This is a genomic window from Nonomuraea sp. NBC_00507 (assembly GCF_036013525.1).
Taxonomy (GTDB): Bacteria; Actinomycetota; Actinomycetes; order Streptosporangiales; family Streptosporangiaceae; genus Nonomuraea.
In genome coordinates, this window is sequence record NZ_CP107853.1 from 8,299,494 (window position 1) to 8,320,675 (window position 21,182).

General features: G+C 70.5%; 13 protein-coding genes. 5 read left to right on the plus strand and 8 right to left on the minus strand.

The window, feature by feature from the left end; genetic code table 11:
- Window positions 1-38: 38 nt before the first annotated feature.
- The 5 genes from OHA25_RS40050 to OHA25_RS40070 are packed head-to-tail and all read right to left on the minus strand — an operon-like array spanning window position 39 to window position 4,861.
- Window positions 39-779 (minus strand): thioesterase II family protein, encoded by a 741-nt coding sequence (locus OHA25_RS40050; protein WP_327582112.1) that lies wholly within the window; start codon window positions 777-779, stop codon window positions 39-41.
- 23 nt (window positions 780-802) lie between these two features.
- Window positions 803-1,543 carry a thioesterase II family protein gene (locus OHA25_RS40055; RefSeq protein ID WP_327582113.1) on the minus strand — a complete coding sequence of 247 codons (741 nt, stop codon included), beginning with the start codon at window positions 1,541-1,543 and terminating at the stop codon, window positions 803-805.
- A gap of 18 nt (window positions 1,544-1,561) precedes the next feature.
- Window positions 1,562-2,818, minus strand: a complete 1,257-nt coding sequence (locus OHA25_RS40060; RefSeq protein ID WP_327582114.1) for a cytochrome P450 — start codon at window positions 2,816-2,818, stop codon at window positions 1,562-1,564.
- Window positions 2,802-4,631, minus strand: a complete 1,830-nt coding sequence (locus tag OHA25_RS40065) for a non-ribosomal peptide synthetase (RefSeq protein ID WP_327582115.1) — start codon at window positions 4,629-4,631, stop codon at window positions 2,802-2,804. Before OHA25_RS40065 ends, OHA25_RS40060 begins: the two co-directional genes overlap by 17 nt.
- Before the next feature lie 8 nt (window positions 4,632-4,639).
- Complete coding sequence (locus OHA25_RS40070; RefSeq protein ID WP_327582116.1) at window positions 4,640-4,861, minus strand: MbtH family protein; 222 nt, start codon at window positions 4,859-4,861, stop codon at window positions 4,640-4,642.
- 136 nt (window positions 4,862-4,997) lie between these two features.
- Here OHA25_RS40070 and vioC point away from each other — a divergent pair, with 136 nt between their 5' ends.
- From vioC to OHA25_RS40085, 3 genes are read left to right on the plus strand one after another with little or no spacing between them, the layout of a single operon-like run.
- A complete protein-coding gene (vioC, locus tag OHA25_RS40075) occupies window positions 4,998-6,026 on the plus strand; it encodes an arginine beta-hydroxylase, Fe(II)/alpha-ketoglutarate-dependent (protein ID WP_327582117.1) in 1,029 nt (342 codons plus the stop codon).
- A 27-nt stretch (window positions 6,027-6,053) separates the two neighbouring features.
- A complete protein-coding gene (locus OHA25_RS40080) occupies window positions 6,054-12,563 on the plus strand; it encodes a non-ribosomal peptide synthetase (RefSeq protein WP_327582118.1) in 6,510 nt (2,169 codons plus the stop codon).
- Window positions 12,560-14,011: an amino acid adenylation domain-containing protein gene (locus OHA25_RS40085; RefSeq protein WP_327582119.1), complete on the plus strand. Its 1,452-nt coding sequence runs from the start codon at window positions 12,560-12,562 to the stop codon at window positions 14,009-14,011. The genes OHA25_RS40080 and OHA25_RS40085 overlap by 4 nt, the downstream gene beginning before the upstream one ends.
- Here OHA25_RS40085 and OHA25_RS40090 read toward each other — a convergent pair.
- From OHA25_RS40090 to OHA25_RS40100, 3 genes are read right to left on the minus strand one after another with little or no spacing between them, the layout of a single operon-like run.
- Entirely contained in the window at window positions 14,008-16,326 is a 2,319-nt protein-coding gene (locus tag OHA25_RS40090; protein ID WP_327582120.1) for a lantibiotic dehydratase, read from the minus strand. The two genes, OHA25_RS40085 and OHA25_RS40090, sit on opposite strands and share 4 nt — an antisense overlap.
- 5 nt (window positions 16,327-16,331) lie before the next feature.
- Window positions 16,332-19,583 carry a condensation domain-containing protein gene (locus OHA25_RS40095; protein ID WP_327582121.1) on the minus strand — a complete coding sequence of 1,084 codons (3,252 nt, stop codon included), beginning with the start codon at window positions 19,581-19,583 and terminating at the stop codon, window positions 16,332-16,334.
- A gap of 37 nt (window positions 19,584-19,620) precedes the next feature.
- Complete coding sequence (locus OHA25_RS40100) at window positions 19,621-19,776, minus strand: hypothetical protein (protein WP_327582122.1); 156 nt, start codon at window positions 19,774-19,776, stop codon at window positions 19,621-19,623.
- 109 nt (window positions 19,777-19,885) lie between these two features.
- Between OHA25_RS40100 and OHA25_RS40105 the strand changes: the two genes are divergently transcribed.
- Both OHA25_RS40105 and OHA25_RS40110 read left to right on the plus strand, forming a co-directional pair.
- The gene (locus tag OHA25_RS40105; protein WP_442942228.1) at window positions 19,886-20,191 is read left to right on the plus strand and encodes a DNA polymerase beta superfamily protein; all 306 of its coding nucleotides are present in this window, start codon (window positions 19,886-19,888) and stop codon (window positions 20,189-20,191) included.
- Window positions 20,192-20,292: 101 nt separating this feature from the next.
- Window positions 20,293-21,039 (plus strand): CbrC family protein, encoded by a 747-nt coding sequence (locus tag OHA25_RS40110; protein WP_327582123.1) that lies wholly within the window; start codon window positions 20,293-20,295, stop codon window positions 21,037-21,039.
- Window positions 21,040-21,182: the final 143 nt, after the last annotated feature.

The window sequence follows — 21,182 nt, forward strand, 5'->3', positions numbered from 1 at the left end:
AGCATGGTACGGCCCGGCCGGGCCGTACCATGCTTGGCTCAGGCGAGGTCGTGGCTGATGGTCCTGATCACCTGCTGCTCGCCGGCGGAGTCGAAGAAGTGCCCGCCGGGCACCGGGTCGAGGTCGAAACGCGCCGTGGTCTCCACGCGCCAGCCGTCCATCCGCGGCGGCGGCGACTCAATGTCCTCGGTGCCGGCGAAGGCGCGGATGGGCACCTCCAGTGGCTTGTCCGGGTGGAAGCCGTGTGTGCTGAGCACGGTGAGGTCGGCGCTCAGCGTGGGTAGCAGGCCTGCGAGCAGCTCAGGCTGGGCCAGCACCTCCGCCGGTGTGCCGCCCATCTCGCGCACGTAGCCCTCCAGGCCGTCCTCGCGGTCTTCCCACGCCCAGGTGCCGTCGTCCAGGCAGGGAGCGATGCTGGCCGCCACGAACAACATGCGCGGCAGCGGCAGCGCGCGTTCCCGCAGTTCGTGCGCGAGCGCCCAGGCCACCCGCGCGCCCATGCTGACGCCGTAGCAAGCGAGCGGACGGTCGAGCAAGGGCTTGATCACCGCGATCAGCTCGTCCACGAGCGGCGCCATCCGATCGAACGGCGGCTCGGCGAACCGGTCGGCCCGGCCGGGAAGCTGCACCGCGATCGGCTCGATGTAGCTCGGCATGAGCTGCGGCCAGTGCCGGTACATCACCGCGCTGCCGCCGGCGTGGTGGAAGCAGAGCAACTGGACCTCGGCGGGCGTGCCACGCCCGAAACGTTTGAGCCAGCGGGGGTCGCCGTGCCGCACCTGCCCGTCCTTCCTACCCGTCCTTACGCTGCCCTCAGCCCTGAGCACATCACGTCCAGCAGGTCCTCGGGCGCCTCGATGAAGCGGTGGTGGCGGCCCTCGAGGAGCACGGAGGTCGTCTCGCCGCACTCCCCCCATCCGCCCATGGTGGAGAACGGAATCTCGTCGTCCTCGGTCCAGCCGATCGCCGTGATCGGGCACGACAGCCGGTACGGCTCCGGCATCACGTACCGTTTGTTGGTCTCGACGTCGGCCCGTAACACCTCCAGGTAGAGCTCGATGAGCTCCGCGCTGGGCTTGCCCCCGAGCTGGTTGATCAGCTTCTCCAGCTCGGCGCCGAGTTCGGCGTCGTCCATGGACAGGAACCGCCCGGCGGGCCCGTCCTGCGGGGCCACCTCCGAGGAGACGTAAACGCGGGCGGGCGCGGGCATGCCGCTCCTGATCAGCTCGGCCGACACCTCGTAGGCCGCCAGAGCGGACCCGCAGTGGCCGAAGAAGCCGAACGGCACGTCGAGATGGTCCTCGAGCCCGATCGCCATGCTCTTGGCGAGCTCTTGGTAGGTCTCGAAGTTCGGCTCGGCGAAGCGGGTCTCGTGGCCGGGCAGTTCGACGGGCAGGAACTCGGCACCGTCGCGCCGCCGCGGCCACTGGCGGTACATGCTGGCGCCGCAGCCCGAGTACGGGATCAGGAAGATCCGGCCGGTCGCCGTGGCCGACGGCTCGTGCGGCAGCCATGGGTTGCGGCGCTTCGGGCGGTTTGCCATGTGCGGCCCCTCCGGGAGTCAGACCGTCTTAGCGGTGATCGGCAGGTGCTTGTAGCCGGAGATGAAGTTGGAGTGCAGGCGGACGGGCTCGCCGGCCGGCTCGAAGGCGGTGAAGCGCGACAGCAGCTCGTTGAACAGGATGCGCAAGGTGACCCGGGCAACGGTGTGGCCGACGCAGTAATGCGGGCCGATCCCGAAGGCGACGTGCTTGTTGGGCTTGCGGCGCAGGTCGAACGTCTCGGCGTCCGGGAAGACCTCCGGGTCGCGGTTGGCCGCGCCGAGCCAGGTGACCACCGCCTGACCGGCCTTGATCTTGGTGCCGCGCACCTCGGTGTCGTGGACGGCGTACCTCATGAAGTGGCTGACCGGGGAGCCCAGGCGCAGGCCCTCCTCGACCGCGGTGGGGGTGACGCTCAGATCGGCCGCCCACCGGTCCAGCAGGCCGTCGCTGATGTGCTCGCTCATCATGTAGTTCGGCGAGTGCGGGGTGGTGACCACGGCGCCCAGCAGCACGCTGTAGCAGTTGGACATGACCTCGCCGGGCGACATGGTCCGCCCGTCGACCTCAGTGGTGATCAGGATGCTGATGAGGTCGTCGCCGAGGTTGCGGCGGCGCTCCTTGTAGATGTCTTGGAAGTAGGCGAACAACTCGCGATGCGCCTGGTCCAGGGTGGCCTGCGCACCCCCGGGCACCCGATACTCCGGATCCTCAGCGGCGATCGAGGCGTTGAGCAGGTGGCCGAGCCAGGGCCAGTCGGCCCGCGGGAGGCCCATGGACTCGCCGCCCACCGCGACCGGCAGGGCCAGCATGGCCTCGGCGAAGTCGAAGGGGCCACCGTCGGCGAGCGGGGAGATCGACTCCAGGACCAGGTCGCGAATCAGGTCCTGCTGCGCCTCGATGGACTTGATGGCCAGCGCCTTCTGCAGGCGGGCCCGCATGATCGTGTGCCGGGGCGGGTCAGTCGCGGCGATCTGCCTGCCGCCCGCCGGGTCCTCGACGCCGAGGATGTTCAGCAGTGTGCCGCGTTCGGAGGTGAACGTCTGAGCGTCGCGGAGCACCCGGTCGGCGTCGCGGTATTTCACCACCGACCAGAACCCGTTCCGCTCGTCGATCTGCTCCCACTCCAGATGGTCCTGGTTCCGCAGGTCCGTCCACTTCTCGCGGAAGCGGAAGTCGAGATCGGCGTAAAGCATCGGGTCGGCAAGCCCTCGCGCGGCGGTGCTGACGGGGCAGCCGGGCGCGACCTGCTCGCCGGCGCTACTGGGTCCCTGCATCCGCGCTCTCCTTCCTGGTCGTGCCGGCCTGCTGCCTCAGGAGCAGTTCCTCGGCGAGGGCGGCGATCGTCGGCCGCAGGTAGAGGATGCGGGCCGGCAGGTTGACGTCGAACTCGGCCTGGAGCGCGGACAGCAGTTCGGCGGCGAGCAGCGAGTGCCCGCCCAGGTCGAAGAAGTTGTCGTCCACCCCGATCGGCTCGACGTCCAGCGCGTCGCTCCAGATCTCGGCCAGGCGGCGCTCGACCGGGCGGCTCGGCTCGACGTAGTCGTTCCAGACGTTGCGGGGGATCTTCTCGGTGGGCAGCGCCGAGCGGTTCACCTTGCCGTTCGGATTGAGCGGGATGTCGTTCACCACGATCACCGCCCACGGCACCAGGTGGGCGGCGACGGTCGCGAGGAGTTTCTCCCGCAGCGCCGAACCGAAAGTGGTCCACTCGGCCGGATCCATGGCGCCCACGGCCACGTAGGCGATCAGTCGGGTGTCACCGGCCCCGTTGGTGCGGGTGAGGACGGCGGCCTGCTCGACGCCCGGCTGGCTGAGCAGTTCCATCTCCACCGTGCTCAGCTCGACCCGGTAGCCGCGGATCTTGACCTGCCGGTCGGAGCGGCCGAGGAAGTCCAGCACGCCGTCTTCGGTCCAGCGCGACAGGTCGCCTGTGCGGTACATGCGGCTGCCCGGCGGCCTGGACGGGTCAGGGTCGGCGACGAAGCGCTCGGCCGTCGCGCCGGGCCGGTTGAGGTAGCCGGTGGCGACGCCGTCGCCGCCGACCCACAACTCGCCGACGTCCCCGTTGGGGACCTCGTTCAGCCGTTCGTCCAGGACCCTGCCCGTGCTGCCGTCGATGGGCACGCCGATCGGCACGCGCGTCGCGTTGCCGCTGCCGCGGGTGGTCCAGCACGTGCTGAACGTGGTGTTCTCCGTCGGGCCGTAGCCGTTGGTGAAGATCAGATCCGGGTAGGCGGCCATCACCCGCTGGACGTGCGCGGGAGATAGCACGTCGCCTCCGGCCAGGAGGTGGCGGATGCCGTACAGCCCGTCGAGGTGATGGGTGACGATCTTGTGGAACAGGCCGGTGGTCAGCCACAACACGCTGACGCCTTCGTCGCGGAGCGTCGCCACGATCTCTTCGAGGTCGGCGTGCCCGGTCGGCGCCAGCGCCAGCCTGCACCCCTTCACCAGCGGCATCCAGATCTCGAAGGTGGAGACGTCGAAGCCGACCCGGGTCAGTTGCAGGAAGACGTCGTCGTCGCGGACGTCGATCCAGTCGGGGGTGTCGATCAGCCGCCAGATCGCGCGGTGGGGGACGACCACGCCCTTGGGCTCGCCGGTGGAGCCCGAGGTGTAGCAGACGTAGGCGGGGGTGTCGGGGTGAAGCGGCCGCGCCGGTTCGGCCGGCTCAGGTGCGCTCGCCTCGGTCATCTCGGGCCCGACGAAGAGGATGTGCTTCACGTCCGGCACCTGCTCACCAAAGCGCGAGCCGACGACGGCGAACCGGGCCCGCGCGTCGCACACGATCCGCTCCCGCTGGCGGGACGGCTCCGCCGGGTCGAGATAGAGGTAGGCGCCGCCCGCCTTGAGGATCGCGTACAAGGTGACGATGAGCTCAGGCGTGCGGCCCAGGACCACCGCGACCACCGACCCGCCACCGACCCCGGCCGCTCGCAGGCGCGACGCCAGAGCTTCCGCGGCCTCGTCGAGCCGGCGGAAGGTCAGGGTGCGGCCGCGGATACTGACCGCGATCCGGTCAGGCGTGCGTGCGACCTGCTCGGCCACCATGTCGTGGATGCACCGCGGTGCTCCTGCGTCGGTCATCGCCACTCCTACTCGTGGGCGGTGCTCGCGAGGTGCTCGCGACGGGCGCTGCGCGGACGCAGGTCCGTCCAGTTGGCCTCGATGTAGTCCAGGCACGCCTGTCGCGTGTCCTCGCCGTGCACGACCCGCCACCCGGCAGGGACGTCCAGCGCCGCCGGCCACAGCGAGTGCTGGTCCTCGTCGTTGACGAGCACCATGAAGCCGCCATCGGGGTCATCGAACGGGTTCATGAAGTCCTCTCCTTACGCTCCACCAGCAAAGCTAACGAGGACGGTGCTCCCCCGGATGTCCCCTCTAACGGGGACCCATGCGGGACGCGGATGGCTCCTACACTCCGGAATGTCACCGACATGGAAGGGAACCGCGGTGCACCGTTTGACGCTGACACCGGAGGACAACGCGGAGCTGTCCCCGATGGTCGCCGAGATCGCCAAGGCCTACGACACGATCGAGAACCCCGAGCTGATCCGCCGGGCGCCGGTGCTCGCCCGGTCCTTGCCGGTCCACGTGCTGGAGTTTCTGGAGGAGTACCGGATCGGGGAGCCCTCGGCCCTGTGCGTGATCTCCGGGCTCGACGTCGACGAGGCGCAGCTCGGGCCCACCCCCGAGCACTGGCGCGACAGCCAGTACGACTCCCCGGCCTTCCCTCAGGAGGTGTTCTTCCTCCTGTGCGCCTCCGTGCTCGGCGACGTGTTCGGCTGGGCCACCCAGCAGGACGGCCGGATCATGCATGACGTGCTCCCCATCAAGGGCCACGAGCACTACGAGATCGGCTCCAACAGCCTGCAGCACCTGTCCTGGCACACCGAGGACGCCTTCCACCCCTGCCGGGGCGACTACGTGGCGCTCATGTGCCTGAAGAACCCCGACGCCGTCGAGACCATGGTCTGCGACGCCGCCGACCTCGACTGGCCGGCCATCGACATCGAGACGTTGTTCGCCGCCGAGTTCACGCAGATGCCCGACAACTCGCACCAGCCGCAGAGCGCCACCCAGTCCACCGGCGACCCGACCATCGACCGGCTGCGGGCCAGGAGCTTCGCGCTCATCCAGTCCTGGAACGACCATCCGGTCAAGCGGCCCGTCCTGTTCGGCGACCGCGCGCAGCCGTACATGGCGCTCGACCCGTACCACATGAAGACCGAGGGCTGGTCTGAGGCGTCGCTGCGCGCATTCCGGGGGTTGTGCGGCCAGATCGAAGCCAACATGAAGGACGTCAGCCTGAGTCCCGGCGACTGCGTGTTCATCGACAACTACCGGGCCGTGCACGGACGCAAGTCCTTCCGTCCCCGCTACGACGGGTCCGACCGCTGGCTCAAACGCCTCAACATCACCCGCAACCTCCGCGGCTCTCGCGCATGGCGGCCGGCTGCAGACAACCGCATCATCTACTGAACCCGCGCCGCGGAGGTGACAGGGCCCGTGACCAGAGGAAACTTCCCCAACGTTCGCACGGTCGCCGAAGTGGAGACGCTGGCGCGGCTGCTCCGGTGGCGGGCCACCCGCCAGCCCGAGCGGGTCGGTCACGTCTTTCTCGCCGATGACGGCGCCGAAACCCCCCTCACCTACGGCGAGCTGGACCTCCGGGCCCGCGCGATCGCGGTCCGGCTGCGGCGGGCGGGATTGGCCGAGGGCGATCGGGCGCTGCTGCTCTACCCGCCCGGCGCGGACTTCCTCTCGGCGTTCTTCGGCTGCTTGTACGCCGGTGTGGTCGCCGTCCCCACGTTCCCTCCCGACCCCCTCCGGCTGGACCGCACGCTGCCGCGCCTGCTCGCCACCGTTACGGACGCCGATCCTCGCGCGGCGCTCACCGTCACGCCGCTGCTGCCCCTGGCCGACAGCCTGCGCGGGCAGATGGCCTGGATCGCCACCGACGCACCTGCCTCGGACGCCGCTGAATGGCGGCCGCCCGAGGCGACCGCCTCCTCCACCGCCGTGCTGCAGTACACCTCCGGCTCCACGGCCGAGCCCAAAGGCGTGATCCTCTCCCACGGCAACCTGCTGCACAACTCCCGGCTCATCCACGAGTTCTTCGGCACCACCGCGGACAGCCGCGGCTTGAGCTGGCTGCCTCCCTACCATGACATGGGCCTGATCGGCGGTCTCCTCCAGCCGCTCTACGCGGGCTTCACCGTCTGGCTCATGTCTCCCCTCGACTTCCTGCGGCGGCCGCTGAGCTGGCTGGAGACGCTGTCGCGGGTGGGCGTGACGGTCAGCGGCGGCCCCAACTTCGCCTACGACCTGTGCGTGCGCAAAACCACGGCGAGCGAACGGGCCGGCCTGGACCTCAGCTCATGGCGAGTCGCCTTCAACGGCGCCGAACCCATCCGCCGCGCCACCCTCGAACGCTTCGCCGACACCTTCGCACCGGCCGGTTTCTCCAAGGAGTCCTTCTTCCCCTGTTACGGCCTTGCCGAGGCCACGCTCATCGTCACCGGCGCCTTCGCCTCCTCCGTTGACGACCAGGTCAGCAGCGGCCGAAGCGCACCCGACCAAAGCGTCGAGATCGTCAACCCTGACACCTGCCGTCCCTGCCCGCCCGGTCAGGCCGGCGAGATCTGGGTACGGGGCCCCAGCGTGGCAGGAGGCTACTGGGGCCGTCCCGACCTGAGCCGCGAGGTCTTCCAGGCACGGCTCCCCTCTGGTTCCGGCTACCTTCGGAGCGGCGACCTCGGTTTCCTGCGCGACGGCGAGCTCGTGGTCACCGGCCGGATCAAGGATCTGATCATCATCCGGGGCCGCAACCACTACCCTCAGGACCTCGAGGCCACCGCCGAGCGGGCCCACGCCGCCGTGCGTCCCGGCGGGGGCGCCGCCTTCCTCATCGAGGACCGGCTGGCTCTGGTGCACGAGCTTGCCAGGGACGCCGGTGACGTGGACGTCGCCGCCGTCGCCCGCTCGATCCGCCAGCGGGTCGCGGAGGAGCACGGGGTGAGCGTCGGCCTGGTCGTGCTCATCCCAGCCGGCGCTCTTCCCAAGACCACCAGCGGCAAGGTACGGCGTGACGCCTGCCGTCAGCGACTGCTGGCAGGCGACCTGCCCGAGATGGGCAGAAGCGAAAGCGACCTCGACGCGATGGACGGGTCTGCCGTCGGTCTGACCCGGGAGGCGCTGCTCGCCATGCCCGGAGACCGGCGTGCAGGGGCCGTCCAGGACTACCTGCGTGCCCGGCTCGCCGCCCTCTGTGCCGTGCCTGCCGACGACCTGACGCCGGACCTGCCGCTGCTGGCCGCCGGGCTGGACTCGCTGGGCGCGCAGCAACTTCGGCAGGAAGTCGAGACCGAGCTGGGGTTGTGCCTGCCTCTCGCCGACATCCTCAGCGGCGCCACGCTGTCCGAGGTCGCTACCCGGATCACCGCGTCCGCGGCCGGCGAGGCCGTACCAGACCCGCACACCACGGCACCTGCGGCACCCGAGACGACGACACGGCTCACGTCCGGCCAGCGCACCCTGTGGTTCCTGCAGCGGCTGGCGCCGGAGAGCACCGCGCACACCACGGTGGCGGCTTTCCGGCTGAGCGGCCCGCTCGACCCGCTCGCGCTGCGGGCGGCCTTCGACGCGCTCGTGTCCCGGCACGACGCGCTGCGGGCGGCCTTCACCAGCAGGGACGGCGAGCCCGTACAGGTGACCCTGCCGAACCTGCCGGGAGCCTTCGAGCACGTCGGGGTGGACGGGCTTGACGACGAGGCGCTGCGGGCGCGGCTGGCCGAGGACGCCCATCGGCCGTTCGACCTCGCCTCCGGTCCGCTCGTGCGACTGTGCCTGTACCGGCGCGCGAGCGACGAGCACGTGGTCCTGGTGACGGCGCACCACATCGTGACGGACTTCTGGTCGACGATGATCCTCGGCCGTGAGCTCGCGGCGCTGTACACGGAACGGACGGGCGGCCCGCCCGCCGAGCTCGCACCGCCCCGCGCGGACGTCACGGACGTGCTCGCGTGGCAGGACGCGCTGCTCTCCGGCCCGACCGGAGGTGAGCTGGATCGCTACTGGGAACAGCAGATCGGCGAAGGCGCTCCTCCGGTGGAGCTCGCGTCGTGGAACGCGGACAACGCGTCGGGTCGCGGTCAAGCCCGGCATTTCACGATGGACGACGCGCTTATCGGCAGGCTGAAGCGATGCGCGGCGGCAGAAGGCGTCACGCTGAACGTGCTGCTGCTCGCCGGTTACCAGGCCCTGCTGCACCGGCTGACGGGCCAGGACGACATCGTGGTCGGCACGCCGGTAGCCGCCCGCACCAGACCGGGTTTCGCGGAGATCGTCGGCTACCTCATGAACCCGGTGCCGATCAGAAGCCGCGCCGACGGACGGCTCACCTTCCGGCACCTGCTGGAGCAGACCAGAAGCCAGGTCATCGGCGCGATCGAGCACCAGGACCTGCCCAGCGCGCTCCTGGTCGAGCGGCACGCGCGCCGTGGGTTGTTCCAGACGATGTTCGTGTTCAACCAGCCGAACGCCGCCGACCTGGCGCGCTTCCCCGCGGTTCTGCTCGGCCACGCGGGGGTGCGCAGACCGTTCGGCGGCGGTCTGGTGGCCGAGTCGCTGCCGGTCGAACCCCGGGAGAGCGCGTTCGACGTGGAGGTGTCGCTGTCCGAGATCGACGGCGAAGTCCACGGCCTGCTCCGATATCGGACCAGCGTGTTCGACGGCCCGGGAGCGGAGCGGTTCGCGGAGGCCTTCCTGGCGCTGCTGGAGGCCGCCGCCGGCGATCCGGGGACCCGGCTCGGCACACTGCTGCCCGCGACGGGGGCCGAGCGCGTGCGGGTCCTGCGGGAGTGGAACGCCACGGATCGTGCCGTGGACACGAGCGCGACCGTGGCGGAGCTGTTTGAAGGGCAGGCCGCCCGGACGCCGGACGCGATGGCCGTCGTGGCGGGCGGCGAGCGGGTCTCCTATCGGGAGCTGGACGAGCGCGCCAACCAGCTCGCGCACCTGCTCGACGAGAGGAAGGTCAGCCCGGGCGCATGGGTGGGGATATATCTAGACAAAGGCCCGGCCATGGTCGAGGCGCTGCTCGCGGTCGTCAAGGCGGGTGCGACCTATGTCCCGCTCGATCCCCTCAACCCCCCGGAGCGGGTCGCCACCGCCTTCGCCGACGCCTCCGTGAAGGTCGTGCTGAGCGAGCATGCCCTGAGAGACAAGCTGCCAGGAGCTCCGGTGATCCTGCTCGACGCGGACCGGCCGGAGATCCGGCAGCAGCCGGCGACGCCGCCACGGGTGAAGCCCTCCGACACGGCATACGTGATCTATACCTCGGGCTCGACGGGGACACCGAAGGGGGTGGCGGTCCCGCACGCGGCCCTGACCAACCACACGCTGCACGCCGCCGAGATGTACGGCATCAGCCCAGCCGACCGGATCCTCCAGTTCGCCTCCATCGGGTTCGACGCCAGCGCCGAGGAGATCTACCCCGCCCTGGCCCAAGGCGCCTGCCTGGTCTTGCGCACGGACCGCATGCTGGCCGACCCGGCCGGGTTCCTGCGCGCCTGCGCGGTGGAGGCGGTGACCGTGCTCAACCTGCCGACCGCGTTCTGGCACGACCTGGTGGGAGCGCTGGAGGAGGGCGAAGCCGTACTGCCGGAAACCCTGAGGCTCGTCATCATCGGCGGCGAGCGCGCGCTGCCGGACCGGGTCGCGGCCTGGCACGAGCGGGCCGGCGACCGGGTGCGGCTGGTCAACACCTACGGGCCCACGGAGGCCACGATCGTGGCCACGTCCGGCGAGCTGACGGGCGCCGCAGCCCCCATCGGCCGCCCGATCGCGAACACCCGCGCCTACGTGCTCGATGAGGCGTGCCGGCCGGTGCGGGCTGGAGTGGTGGGTGAGCTGTATCTGGGTGGCATCGGGCTGGCCCATGGCTATCTCAATCGGCCGGGGCTGACGGCGGAGAGGTTCGTGGCCGACCCGTTCGGCGCCGCGGGCGGGCGGCTGTATCGGACGGGCGACCTGGTCAGGCACCTGCCTGACGGCTCGCTGGCGTTCGTGGCCCGCGCCGACCGCCAGATCAAGCTGAACGGCTACCGCGTCGAGCTCGGCGAGATCGAGTCGGCGCTGCGCCGCCTGCCCGGCGTCGCCGACGCGGCGGTGGCCCTGCGAGACCACCTGATCGCGTACGTCACGCCTGCCCTGCCCGCCGAGGAACTCCGCGCGTCTCTCCGTGCCGTCCTCCCCGGGTACATGGTCCCGGCCCACTACGTCCCCTTGGCCGCGCTCCCCCGGACCGTCAACGGCAAGATCGACTACGCCGGGCTGCCCATGGCCGACCCGGCTCCCGTGCGAGAGGGCCCAGCCGAGCCGCCGCGGACGCCGGAGGAGTGCGTGCTGGCGGAGATCTGGCGCGATGTGCTGGGAGTATCGGAGGTGGGGCGGCACGACGACTTCTTCGCGCTCGGCGGCCACTCGCTGCAAGCCACCAAGGTGCTGGCCCGCGTGGCCGACACCCTCGGGCTTGACCTGCCGTTGCGCGCGGTCTTCGAGTCGCCCACGCTCGCCGCCCTCGCGGCCCGCCTTCCCGGTGCCGCACCCACCCGGTCCGGTCCTGTGCCGCACGCCCGGCGGGACCAGCCGCTGCCCCTGTCGTTCGTCCAGGAACGCATCTGGTTCCTGCAGCAGGTCGAGCCGGACAGCACCAATTACAACGTCCCCCGGGCGCTGCGCCTGTACGGCAAGGTGAACCTGGAGACGGTCACCCGGGCGCTGGCCGACCTGGAGGTCCGGCACGAGATCCTCCGCACGACCTTCCCCGACTTCGACGGCGAGCCGGTGCAGCACGTGCACGAGCCACGCGGCATCCCGGTGACCACGCTCGACCAGACCGGGCTGCCCGAGCACGAGCGCGACGCCTGGATCCGCGACTACATCCTGGCCGCAGGACAGGAGCCGTTCGACCTGGCGGAGGGCCCTCTGCTTCGCGTGTTCCTGGTCCGGCTGGCGGCCGAGGAGTACGTGCTGGTCGTCGTGGAGCACCACATGATCCACGACGGGTGGGCGCAAGGGGTGTTCCTGCGCGACTTCCTGGAGCTGTACGAGGCGCACGCCACCTGCCGCGAGCCACGCCTGCCCGAGCTGTCCATCCAGTACGCCGACTTCGCGCTCTGGCAGCGCCGCGCGATCGCGGGCGAGCGGCTGACGACTCTGCTGGACTTCTGGCGCCGCCGGCTCGACGGCGCGCCGCCCCTGCTGCAACTCACCACCGACCGCCCCAGGCCCGCCGAGCCGACGTTGCGCGGCGGCGAGGAGGTCCTGATCATTGAGGACGGCCTCGCGCGGCAACTGCGCGAGCTCGGGCGGGACCGCGACGCCACCCTGTTCATGACCATGTTCGCGGTGTTCGCGATGCTGTTGTACGGCGACAGCCGCCAGCAGGACATCGTCATCGGCAGCGGTATCGCCAACCGGCAGCGGACCGAGCTGGAGAACCTGCTCGGCATGATGATCAACACCGTTCTGCTGCGGGTGGACCTGTCCGGGGACCCGGCGTTCCCCGAGCTGCTGGAGCGGGTCCGTGACACCTGCCTGGAGGCGTACGCGCACCAGGACATGCCGTTCGAGAAGCTCGTCCAGCACCTGCGACCGGCCCGGAGCCTGAGCCACACGCCGTTGTTCCAGGTGATGTTCAGCTTCCTCGACACGCCGATGCCGACGCTGCGGTTGCCCGGCGTGCGCTTGGAGGTGCTGAACGCGCACAACCGCTCGGCCAAGTTCGACCTGAACGCGGTGATCATCCCGCATGCCGAGTACCGCTTCCAGGACGCGGGCTCCGGGCCGCGTGAGGAGACGATCACGGTGTTGCTGGAGTACAGCACGGACCTGTTCGACGCGGCGACCGTGCGCGGGATGCTGGATCGCTACCTCACGCTGCTGCGCGCGGTCGTCGCGCGGCCGGAGATGTCGGTGGAGGAGCTGGTGACGGGTGACGGGGTGCTCCTGTGAACGACTCGCTTCCCGCGTTGTTCGCGGAGGTGTGCGCGCGGCAGCCGTACCGGATCGCGGTTGTCTGCGGTGAGGAGCGCCTGACCTACGCAGAGCTGGACGCGGCGGCCCGGGGGCTCGCCGCCGAGCTCCTGCGCCGGGGTGTGCGGCGCGGGGAGCTGGTGGGGCTGCGGGTGAGCCGGTCTGCCGAGGTTCCGGTGGCGGTGCTCGGGATCATGCTGGCGGGCGCGGCGTATGTGCCGCTCGATCCGCAGTACCCGGCCGAGCGGCTGCGGCTCATGGTGGACGAATGCGGGATCCGGTACACGGTGGGCGGCGATGTGCCGGTCTGGGGTCACGACCCGGCTCCGGCGGACGAGCTGCCCGCGCTGACCCCCGGCGACCTCGCCTACGTGATCTACACCTCCGGCTCCACCGGGCGGCCGAAGGGGTGCATGCTCACCCACGCGAACGTGCTGAGCCTGCTCGAGGGCGCACTGCCGCTGTTCGACGTCGGAGCCGACGACCGGTGGACACTGTTCCACTCGATCAACTTCGACTTCTCGGTGTGGGAGTTGTGGGGGGCGCTGGCCACGGGCGCAACCCTGGTGATCGTGGACGCCGAGACCTCCGTGGACCCGGTGGAGTTCCTGGAATTGCTGATCCGGGAGGGGGTGAGCGTGCTCAACCAGGTGCCGCCGGTGTTCCGCGTGCTGGTGGAGACGCACGCCGACGCGGGACGGCCGCCGCTCCCGCTGCGCTATGTGATCTTCGGCGGGGACGCCGTGGACCTGGACGTCACCGCCGCCTTCCTGGACGCGCTGCCCGAGGACGGCAGGCCGGTCGTGGTCAACATGTACGGGATCACCGAGACCACCGTGCACGTCACCTTCAAGGAGCTCGACCAGGCGGCGTTGCGGGGCCCCGACCGCTCGCCGATCGGCCGGCCGCTCCCGCATCTGGACGTCGTGCTCCGCGACGAGTGCGGCGTGGCGGTGCCGGACGGCGGAGCCGGCGAGATGTGGGTGTCCGGCGGCGGGGTCGGCGTGGGGTACCTGGGCCGTGACGATCTGACGGCTGAGCGGTTCGTCGTCGCGGACGGCGTGCGCTGGTACCGGTCGGGGGATCTGGCCCGCCGTACAGGTGACGGCGAGTTGCAGTACCTCGGGCGGGCCGACCGGCAGGTGAAGCTTCGCGGGCTGCGCGTCGAGCTCGGCGAGATCGAGACGGTGTTGCGCGGGTGCACGGGGGTCCGGGATGCGGTGGTGCGGTTGGTCGACGATCGCGCGCTTGGGGATCTCCTGGTCGCCTATGTAGTGGCAGGCGACGGCTATGACGCCAAGCTGGTGCGGGACGAGTGCGGGATGGTGTTGCCCGCCTCCATGGTGCCCGCCCGGTACGAGACCCTGCCGGCGATTCCGCTGTCCACCACCGGCAAGGTCGACCGGGCGGCCCTGCCGTACCCCTAAGAGCGCTTCATCGCGACGATGCGCAGCTCGGCGGTGTAACGGACGCCGCAGGCGTCGCGCAGCCAGAGGCGGTCGATGTCCGGCAGCATCTCCGTGATCGTGACCGAGCCGGGCCCGGACTCGGCGCTGCGGCGGATGGACTTGCCGAGCAGGTTCACCAGCGACAGACTTCTGAAGTCCACGGCGATCGGCTTGCGCTCGGTCGGGACCCGGACGAAGCCGCGTTCCGGCAGGCCGCGCTGAGCGCGCCAGCGTCGGGCCTGCACGTAACGCCGCCGCTCGTCCTTGACGAAGGCCCAGGCCACGTCGGCGGCCGGGAACGTCCACGCCTCGCGGCTGACGACCAGGCGGTCGATGGTGATGCGCGGGCGGTGCGCCGCGCCGCCGAACGGCTTGAACGCGTCGACGACCAGCGAGCTGAACAGGTCACCCGCGGCCTCCGTGAACGTGTGCTCGCGGCCGTGTCCGGAGCGATGCCGCACAATGAGGTCGTCCCCGCGCCGCTCCACCACCAGGTCCAGCACGGAGACCAGCGGAGACTCCGGTGGCGGCTCGAACGACTCAGCGCCGAGGCACAGGTAGGTGTAGCTGGACAGCATCACCTCGTCGGCCCGCGACATCCGCGTGGTGGCCAGCGGCGAGTCGGCGCGCGGGACGATCACGACGCGCTCGTCCAGGCCGCTGGCGACGGCGGCCTCGTGCAAGCGGCGCGGGTCCGGGTGCTGGTTGACGAAGACCTTGTTCTCCAGCGTGTTGGCCGAGCAGTGCAGCTCGCCGAGCACGAAGTCCACGTCGCCGCGGGCCAGCGCGTCCTCGTCGGCGGCGAGGAGCATGAGGTCCGGCGACGACCAGTGCGCGGCGCTCCAGCGCGGCACGCCTGTGGTGAACTCCACGGCCACCCGGCCGGCGAGCTCGCCGGCGGTGAACCGGAGCTCCCGCGTCGAGCCGAACTCGTCCAGCGGCAGCTCGATCACCCGCCGCCAGCGCCGCCGGAACTCCTCCACGACCTCGTCCACGATCTCCGACCCCGGCGCCAGCGTGAGCTTGCCCAGCTCCGGCATGACCGAGGTCAGCAGTTGCAGCAGGGGCATCGTGGCAGAGCCCGTGCGGGCCGTCTCGCGGTCGAACGACTCGCGCGCCCTGCCCTCGTAGCGCTCGGCGACGGTGTTGGTCAGCCACCTCGCGCTGTCCAACATCAGCCCGAGCGGCGCGGCCAGCGCGTCGGTCACCCTCCGTCCCAGCCGGACGTCGAGGTCGCGGACGGTGTCCTCATAGACGAGGGTACGGCCGGCGTACACGCCACCGGAGCGGCGGGTGGCCTGTCGGCCGGTGATCCGCTCGAACGTCTCGGCCAGCTCCGCCTGCGCCGCCATGAGCCGCTCCGCGTCCCCCGCCGTGGCCGACACGGCGTCACGCGCGCTGACCAGCTCATCCAGCGAGGTCCGGGCGCGGGCGCGTACCGCGGTGTCGGCGATCAGGTCGATGCGCTGGGCCAGCTCCCGCTCGGGCCAGGTGACCAGCGTGCCGTTCAGGTCGACGCGCACCGCGCCGAGCTCGCACAGCCGTAGCAGGATGGCGACGATCGCCGGATCCGGCGGGTCGCCCGCGAGGTCGCGCACGGTGTGGCGGCCGTCGCAGCGTCCGAGGACACGCAGCTCGGCGGCCCGCAGCGGGACCGGCTTACGGAACGGCAGCCGCAACACCCCTCCGGTGAGCGTCGCCGCCGCGTCCGTCTTGGGACGCAGCCAGGGCCACACCTCGGGACGCGCCGCGATCGTCTCCGCCACGGCGTCGATCGCCCAGCCCTCGAAGTAGGCGGTGCGCCGGGACAGCAACCCTTGTCCTGGAGTCATGTCCAGGCCGGTGTCGTCCGCGCCGATCCGGGCCCAGCCGAGCGGGCCGAAGAAGCCGACGGTGTCGTTCTTGAGGGAGTAGCGCTGCAAGTACGTCGTGATGGTGAGCTCGTGGCGGCGGCTCTCGCGGTTCGAGCGCGGCTCACCGGCGGCCACCTTGTCCAGGCAGACCCGGACAACCTGCGGGTTCTGCCAGGCCACCGCCTCGCGGAACAGGGGATCGGTGGACGCCCGGCGCATGACGGCCGTCAGGCGGTCGGTGGCGGCGGCCCAGACCTTCTCCCACTGCTCCTGGGTGGCCTGAGCACGCTCGTCCAGGTGGTCCGCCGCGGCGGCCAGCTCGGCGTCGCACAGCTCGGCGAACCACTCGGCCGGGAACCCCGTGCTGCGCAGCGCGCATTCGCGCCACAGCATCCAGCCCGTCGCACCCAGCGGCGTGTGGTGCTCGGTTTCCTGGCTCATCGTCCTCAAGCTCCCGGTCCTGCCGACTCGATCTCGTTCAGCAGCGCTTCGAGGTCGTCGGCGCCGTACAGCTCTCCCTGAGCGCGCACGATCAACTGGGCCAGGCTCTCCACCGTCGGCGAGCCGAAGACGTCGCGCAGCGACAGCTCGATGCCGAACGTGTCACGGATGCGCGAGGCGAGCTGGGTGGCCAGCAGCGAGAAGCCGCTCAACTCGAAGAACGTGTCGTGGACGCCGACCCGCTCCACGCTGAGCAGCTCCTCGAAGATCGCGACGAGACGGTGTTCGATCGGCGTGCTCGGAGGCACATAGTCGTCGATCGGGTCGCTGTCGTCGTCGGGGACGGGGAGCGCGTCGAGGTCGTAGTCGCCGTCGCGGGTGCGGGGCAGCTCATCCAGGATGAACAGGTGCTCGGGCATCAAGGCGTCGGACAGCACCGTGAGGAGATACTGGCGGATCTTGACGGTGCCTGACGCCGGGTCGGGGCCGGTGAGATAGCCGACCAGCACGATCCTGCCGTCCGCCGCGACATGCTCGGTCACCAGCGCGTCCCGGATGTCCGGACCGTCGCGCAGCGCGGCCAGCGTCTCGACGGGATCGGCGTCCGCCCGGCCGACGAACTCCAGCGTGCCGTCGACCCAGCGGCGGGCCAGGTCGCCGAAGTGCTGGGAGCCGGAGCAGAGCTCGGCCACCTCGCCTACGGCGGCGAGCTGATCGCCGGCGTGGCGTAGCTCGGCCCGGTCATCGGCCGGACCGCCGCTCAGCGGCACCCGCACGCCGGCGTTCTGCGGCTGCCAGTCGGCCGGGACCGGATAGACGGCGACGGGCCGCCCGTCGCGGCCTACCCGGTAGACGCCGACACCCCGGCATCCCGGCGACAGGCGGCGCAGCGCCACCAGGTCGTGGGAGATCAGGTCGCCGGAGTTCTCCACGAACGCGTGGCGCAGCGCCGGGAGTGTCTCGCGGGCAGCGTCCAGACCGCGCAGGATCGCCGGGGTCAGGTAGGCGACCGTGACCGCGTGTTCCTTCAACCAGGACAGGTCGCCGCGCTCCGGTAGCAGCAGCGCCGCTCCGGCGCTGAACGCGCTGGACATCGCCGAGACCAGGTGCCCGGGCCGGGCCGACAACACCGCGAACCGGTCATCCGCATCCAGCCCGAACCTCCGCACCGCCCAGTCAGCCTCCGGCCGTGTGTCCGGCCGCTCCTGACCCGGCCGCCCGTCCTCCTGCCGCTCCGGACACTGCCCCTCCGCGTCTCCGGTCACCTTTCGGCCGTCGTTGTCGGATACTTCAGCAAAGATCGGGCTCAGATCCACATCCGCCTCGCTCCCCGGGAGCACGTCCACCACCGTGGAGACCCCGAGATACCGTGCGGCGACCGGCCCCGCCTCCTCGATCACCGAGAAGGTCACGCCTGCCTTCCCGCATCCGAGGACAGCCGCTACGAAGGCCGCCGAGGCGCGCCGTACCACCCCGAAGTGCTCCATCTGCGACGCCGCACGCTCCGACACCACGAGAGCCACCCGATCGGCCGCGCGGCTGAGCCACCGGTAGCTCCGCTCTCCGTCGCGGTCGATCACCGCGACCCGATCCCGCCCCTGCGCGAACCAGTCCACCGCCAGATGCGGCGCCACGGCAGTCCAGTCACCGGCGGCCGTCTTCTCGGCCGCGTCCGGCGGGTAGTCCAGCAAACCCCGGCCGGGATCCTCCACCGCGGCGCGCAAGAACACCCGCAGATGCTCCAGCAACACCCGCATCATCGCCGACCGGTACCGCTCGGCGTTGAACTCCAGGTGGATCTGAAGCGCTTCCCCGACCTCCTGCGCACTGATCATGAGATCGAACTTGCTGTCCAGCGCGGGCATCTCCATCGGCTCGACCACGACGCCGGTGATCTCCTCCGCCACCGGACTGCCGACGACATTGAGCAGCACCTGGAACAGCGGCGTCCGGCCCGGGTCCCGTGGCACCCGCAGCTCCTTCACCAGCACGTCGAACGGCGCGTCGGAGTGCGCATACCCGTCCAGCGCGACCTGGCGCACCCGGCTCAGCAGGTCGGCGAACGTCGGCTCGCCCGACAGGTCCACCCGGAACGGCAGCGTGTTGACGAAGAACCCGATCAACTGATCAGTGCCCTCATCCGTACGCCCGGCGACCGGCACGCCGATCACCACGTCCCGCTGCCCGGACCAGCGGCCCAGCGTGGTGGCCAGGCTCGCCAGCAGCACCATGAACGGCGTCACACCGTGTTTGCGGCACAACTCGTGCAGCTCGCCGGTCTCCTGGGGCGACAGATCGAACCGCAGCCGCTCACCCCGTGCTCCTCTGGCCGGCGAGAACCGCCGCGTCAGCGGCAACGCCAGCGGCGGCGGCGCGTCGGCCAGATGCTCGCGCCAATACCTCACCTCCCGCTGGAGCGCCTCGCCCGCCAGCGCCGCCCGCTGCCACACCGCGTAGTCTCGGTACTGGATCGGCAGCTCGGCCAGCTCCACGTCGCCACCAGCCTCGTACAACGCCGACAACTCACGCACGAACAGCCCGACCGACCAGGCGTCGGAGACGATGTGGTGCATCGTGACAGCCAGCACGTGCTCGGTGTCGCTCAGCTTGACCAGCAGGCACCGGAACAACGGCCCCCGCCCCAGATCGAACGGAGTGGTCGCCTGCTCGTCCGCCAGATGGCACGCCTCATCGAGATCGGCGCCCTCGACGACCTCCAGCCTCCAGTCGGCACCGAGATCGTCCACCACCTGGACCGGCCGCCCGTCCACCGTCGGGAAGCGGGTACGCAACGTCTCGTGCCGGACCAGGATCGCGCGGATGCTCGCCTCCATCGCCGCCACGTCGAGCGGCCCTATCAGCCGTCGCCGCCCGTGCACGTTGTAGGCGGTACCCGGCCGGAGCTGGTTCTCCAGCCACAACCGCTCCTGGTCGAACGACAACACCGGCTCGGCCTCAGCCGTACGCGGCTCGACGGCGGAACCCCCCGACGACGAGCGCGCGGCCACCGCTGCCGCCAGCGCGGCCACGGTGGGGGCGGCGAAGAACTCCTTCACCGAGACCCGCACCCCCAGGTTCTTTCTGATCCGCGCCACCACCTTGGGCGCCAGCAGCGAGTGCCCGCCCAGCTCGAAAAAGTCGTCGAACACGCTCAGGTGCGAACGGCCGAGAATGTCGCGCCAGATACCCGCGACAACCTCCTCATAGGGGGTACGCGGGGCCATGTGCCGGCTCGGAGCCCAGGAAGGGTGTGCCATAGCCGAACCGTACGTGCCGCCCCCAGGCGTCCGGATGTCACACAAAAGGGGGATCGCAGGTGACGAGCCAGCCCTTCGGGCGGACAGCAGAGGGGCCGGCGGGCCAGGCGGCCAGTTCGTCGGGCCAGCGGCGCTGAATCTTGGTGAACGTGTGGCCTTCCTCCGGTAGGACCGCGAACAGATCGGCCTGCACGACCCCCTGACCAGAGGCAGCCTGGCTGGAGGCGACCTGGCGGGAGGCGCCCAGGCCGAAGGCACCCAGGCCGAAGGACTGGTCGCGGGCTGTTCATGAAGACCTGGAGCTGAAGCCGCTGCTCTACACCTTCCGCGTGCTGGCCACGGGGACACACCTCATGCGTACCGGGGAGCTGGAGGCCGACCTGACGCGACTGTACGCATACGGGCCCGCGTACCTGCCCGAACTGGTGGCGTTGAAGCGGGACGCCGAGCACGGACGCGCGCCTTCCGTCATCGGCGTGGAGGCGGACGTGGAGCGAATGACCACGGCGCTGGAGGACGCGCGGGACTCCTCGGCGCTGACGGAACGCGCGACGGCCGAGGAGGCGCTGCACCGTCTCGTGGTACGGGCCCGGCTGGCGGCGCCGTGACGCTGGCGGGCGGGCAGGACGCCGCGTCGATGGATGGCGGCGTCGCAAGTCCTGTCCGTGGCACTCCGGATCCGTTTCACTCCGGCCCTATATTTGCGTCCATGTCTGGCTCGCCCATACAGCCATCCCCCTTCCTCCTGTTCGCCGCGCCCCTGAAGGAATCCAGCGAGTACGCCGGACCAGGTCGCTGCTCGTTGTGCTCCCTGGAGGCCGATCCCACGTTCGATCTCGGTATCGGCGCCGATGTCATCCACGAATGCACGCACTGCGCTCGGTCGTTCGCGGTGCCGGCCGACGAGCATGAGACGGCGACCGTGGACTGTCCGCATTGCCGAGCCGCGATGCCGGTGGCCAGGCTGAATGACCCGGCGGTCTGCGTCTCCTGCCTGCGCCAGGGCAAGGCGGCCCTGACCAAGGACACCGAGTACGGAATGGTGCGCTGGGAGGATGCGATGCGCGGTCGCACCCATGGCGTCCCCGATCTTCACCACGCCTCTGGGTTCGAGCTGGACATGCCCGACGGCGACGACTGGGTGGGAGTCCTCATCTCTTCGGAGACCCTTCTCGAACTCGTGCGCACGCCGACGTACTCAACCTGGCAAGGAGAAGTGTGGCTGTTCTGCTGTGGCCAGGCCATGACGTACCTCGGTGAGTGGGGCAAGGAGGATTTCTCCGCCTATGCACCGGAGGATCCGGGGGGCGCCTTCCTGATGGCCATGCGCGACAGCGACGCGGCTGGCGTATGGGAGCATCTGCCCGACCGCTTCCCCGCGCATACCGAAATCGGGTCCCACGTTTTCGGCTGCCGCACTTGTAATGGCCGCCGGGGCCACATCGAACGTGCATAATGCCCCTCCGGTCATTGTGGCGTTCGAGGGCCGGAAGCAAGGAGACGCCGTACGCACTGACCTCTCGACAGGACGGCTCAGGAACTGGCGAGCGCGGCCAGCTTGAGCGCTGCCAAGCTTGTTGGCCGCAGCCAGGACAGCAC

Coding starts and splice junctions, on each gene's coding strand:
- OHA25_RS40055 (WP_327582113.1), bottom strand. CDS start 1,543: ATGGCAAACCGCCCGAAGCGCCGCAACCCATGGCTGCCGCACGAGCCG.
- OHA25_RS40060 (WP_327582114.1), bottom strand. CDS start 2,818: ATGCAGGGACCCAGTAGCGCCGGCGAGCAGGTCGCGCCCGGCTGCCCC.
- OHA25_RS40065 (WP_327582115.1), bottom strand. CDS start 4,631: ATGACCGACGCAGGAGCACCGCGGTGCATCCACGACATGGTGGCCGAG.
- OHA25_RS40070 (WP_327582116.1), bottom strand. CDS start 4,861: ATGAACCCGTTCGATGACCCCGATGGCGGCTTCATGGTGCTCGTCAAC.
- OHA25_RS40090 (WP_327582120.1), bottom strand. CDS start 16,326: ATGAGCCAGGAAACCGAGCACCACACGCCGCTGGGTGCGACGGGCTGG.
- OHA25_RS40095 (WP_327582121.1), bottom strand. CDS start 19,583: ATGGCACACCCTTCCTGGGCTCCGAGCCGGCACATGGCCCCGCGTACC.
- OHA25_RS40110 (WP_327582123.1), top strand. CDS start 20,293: ATGTCTGGCTCGCCCATACAGCCATCCCCCTTCCTCCTGTTCGCCGCG.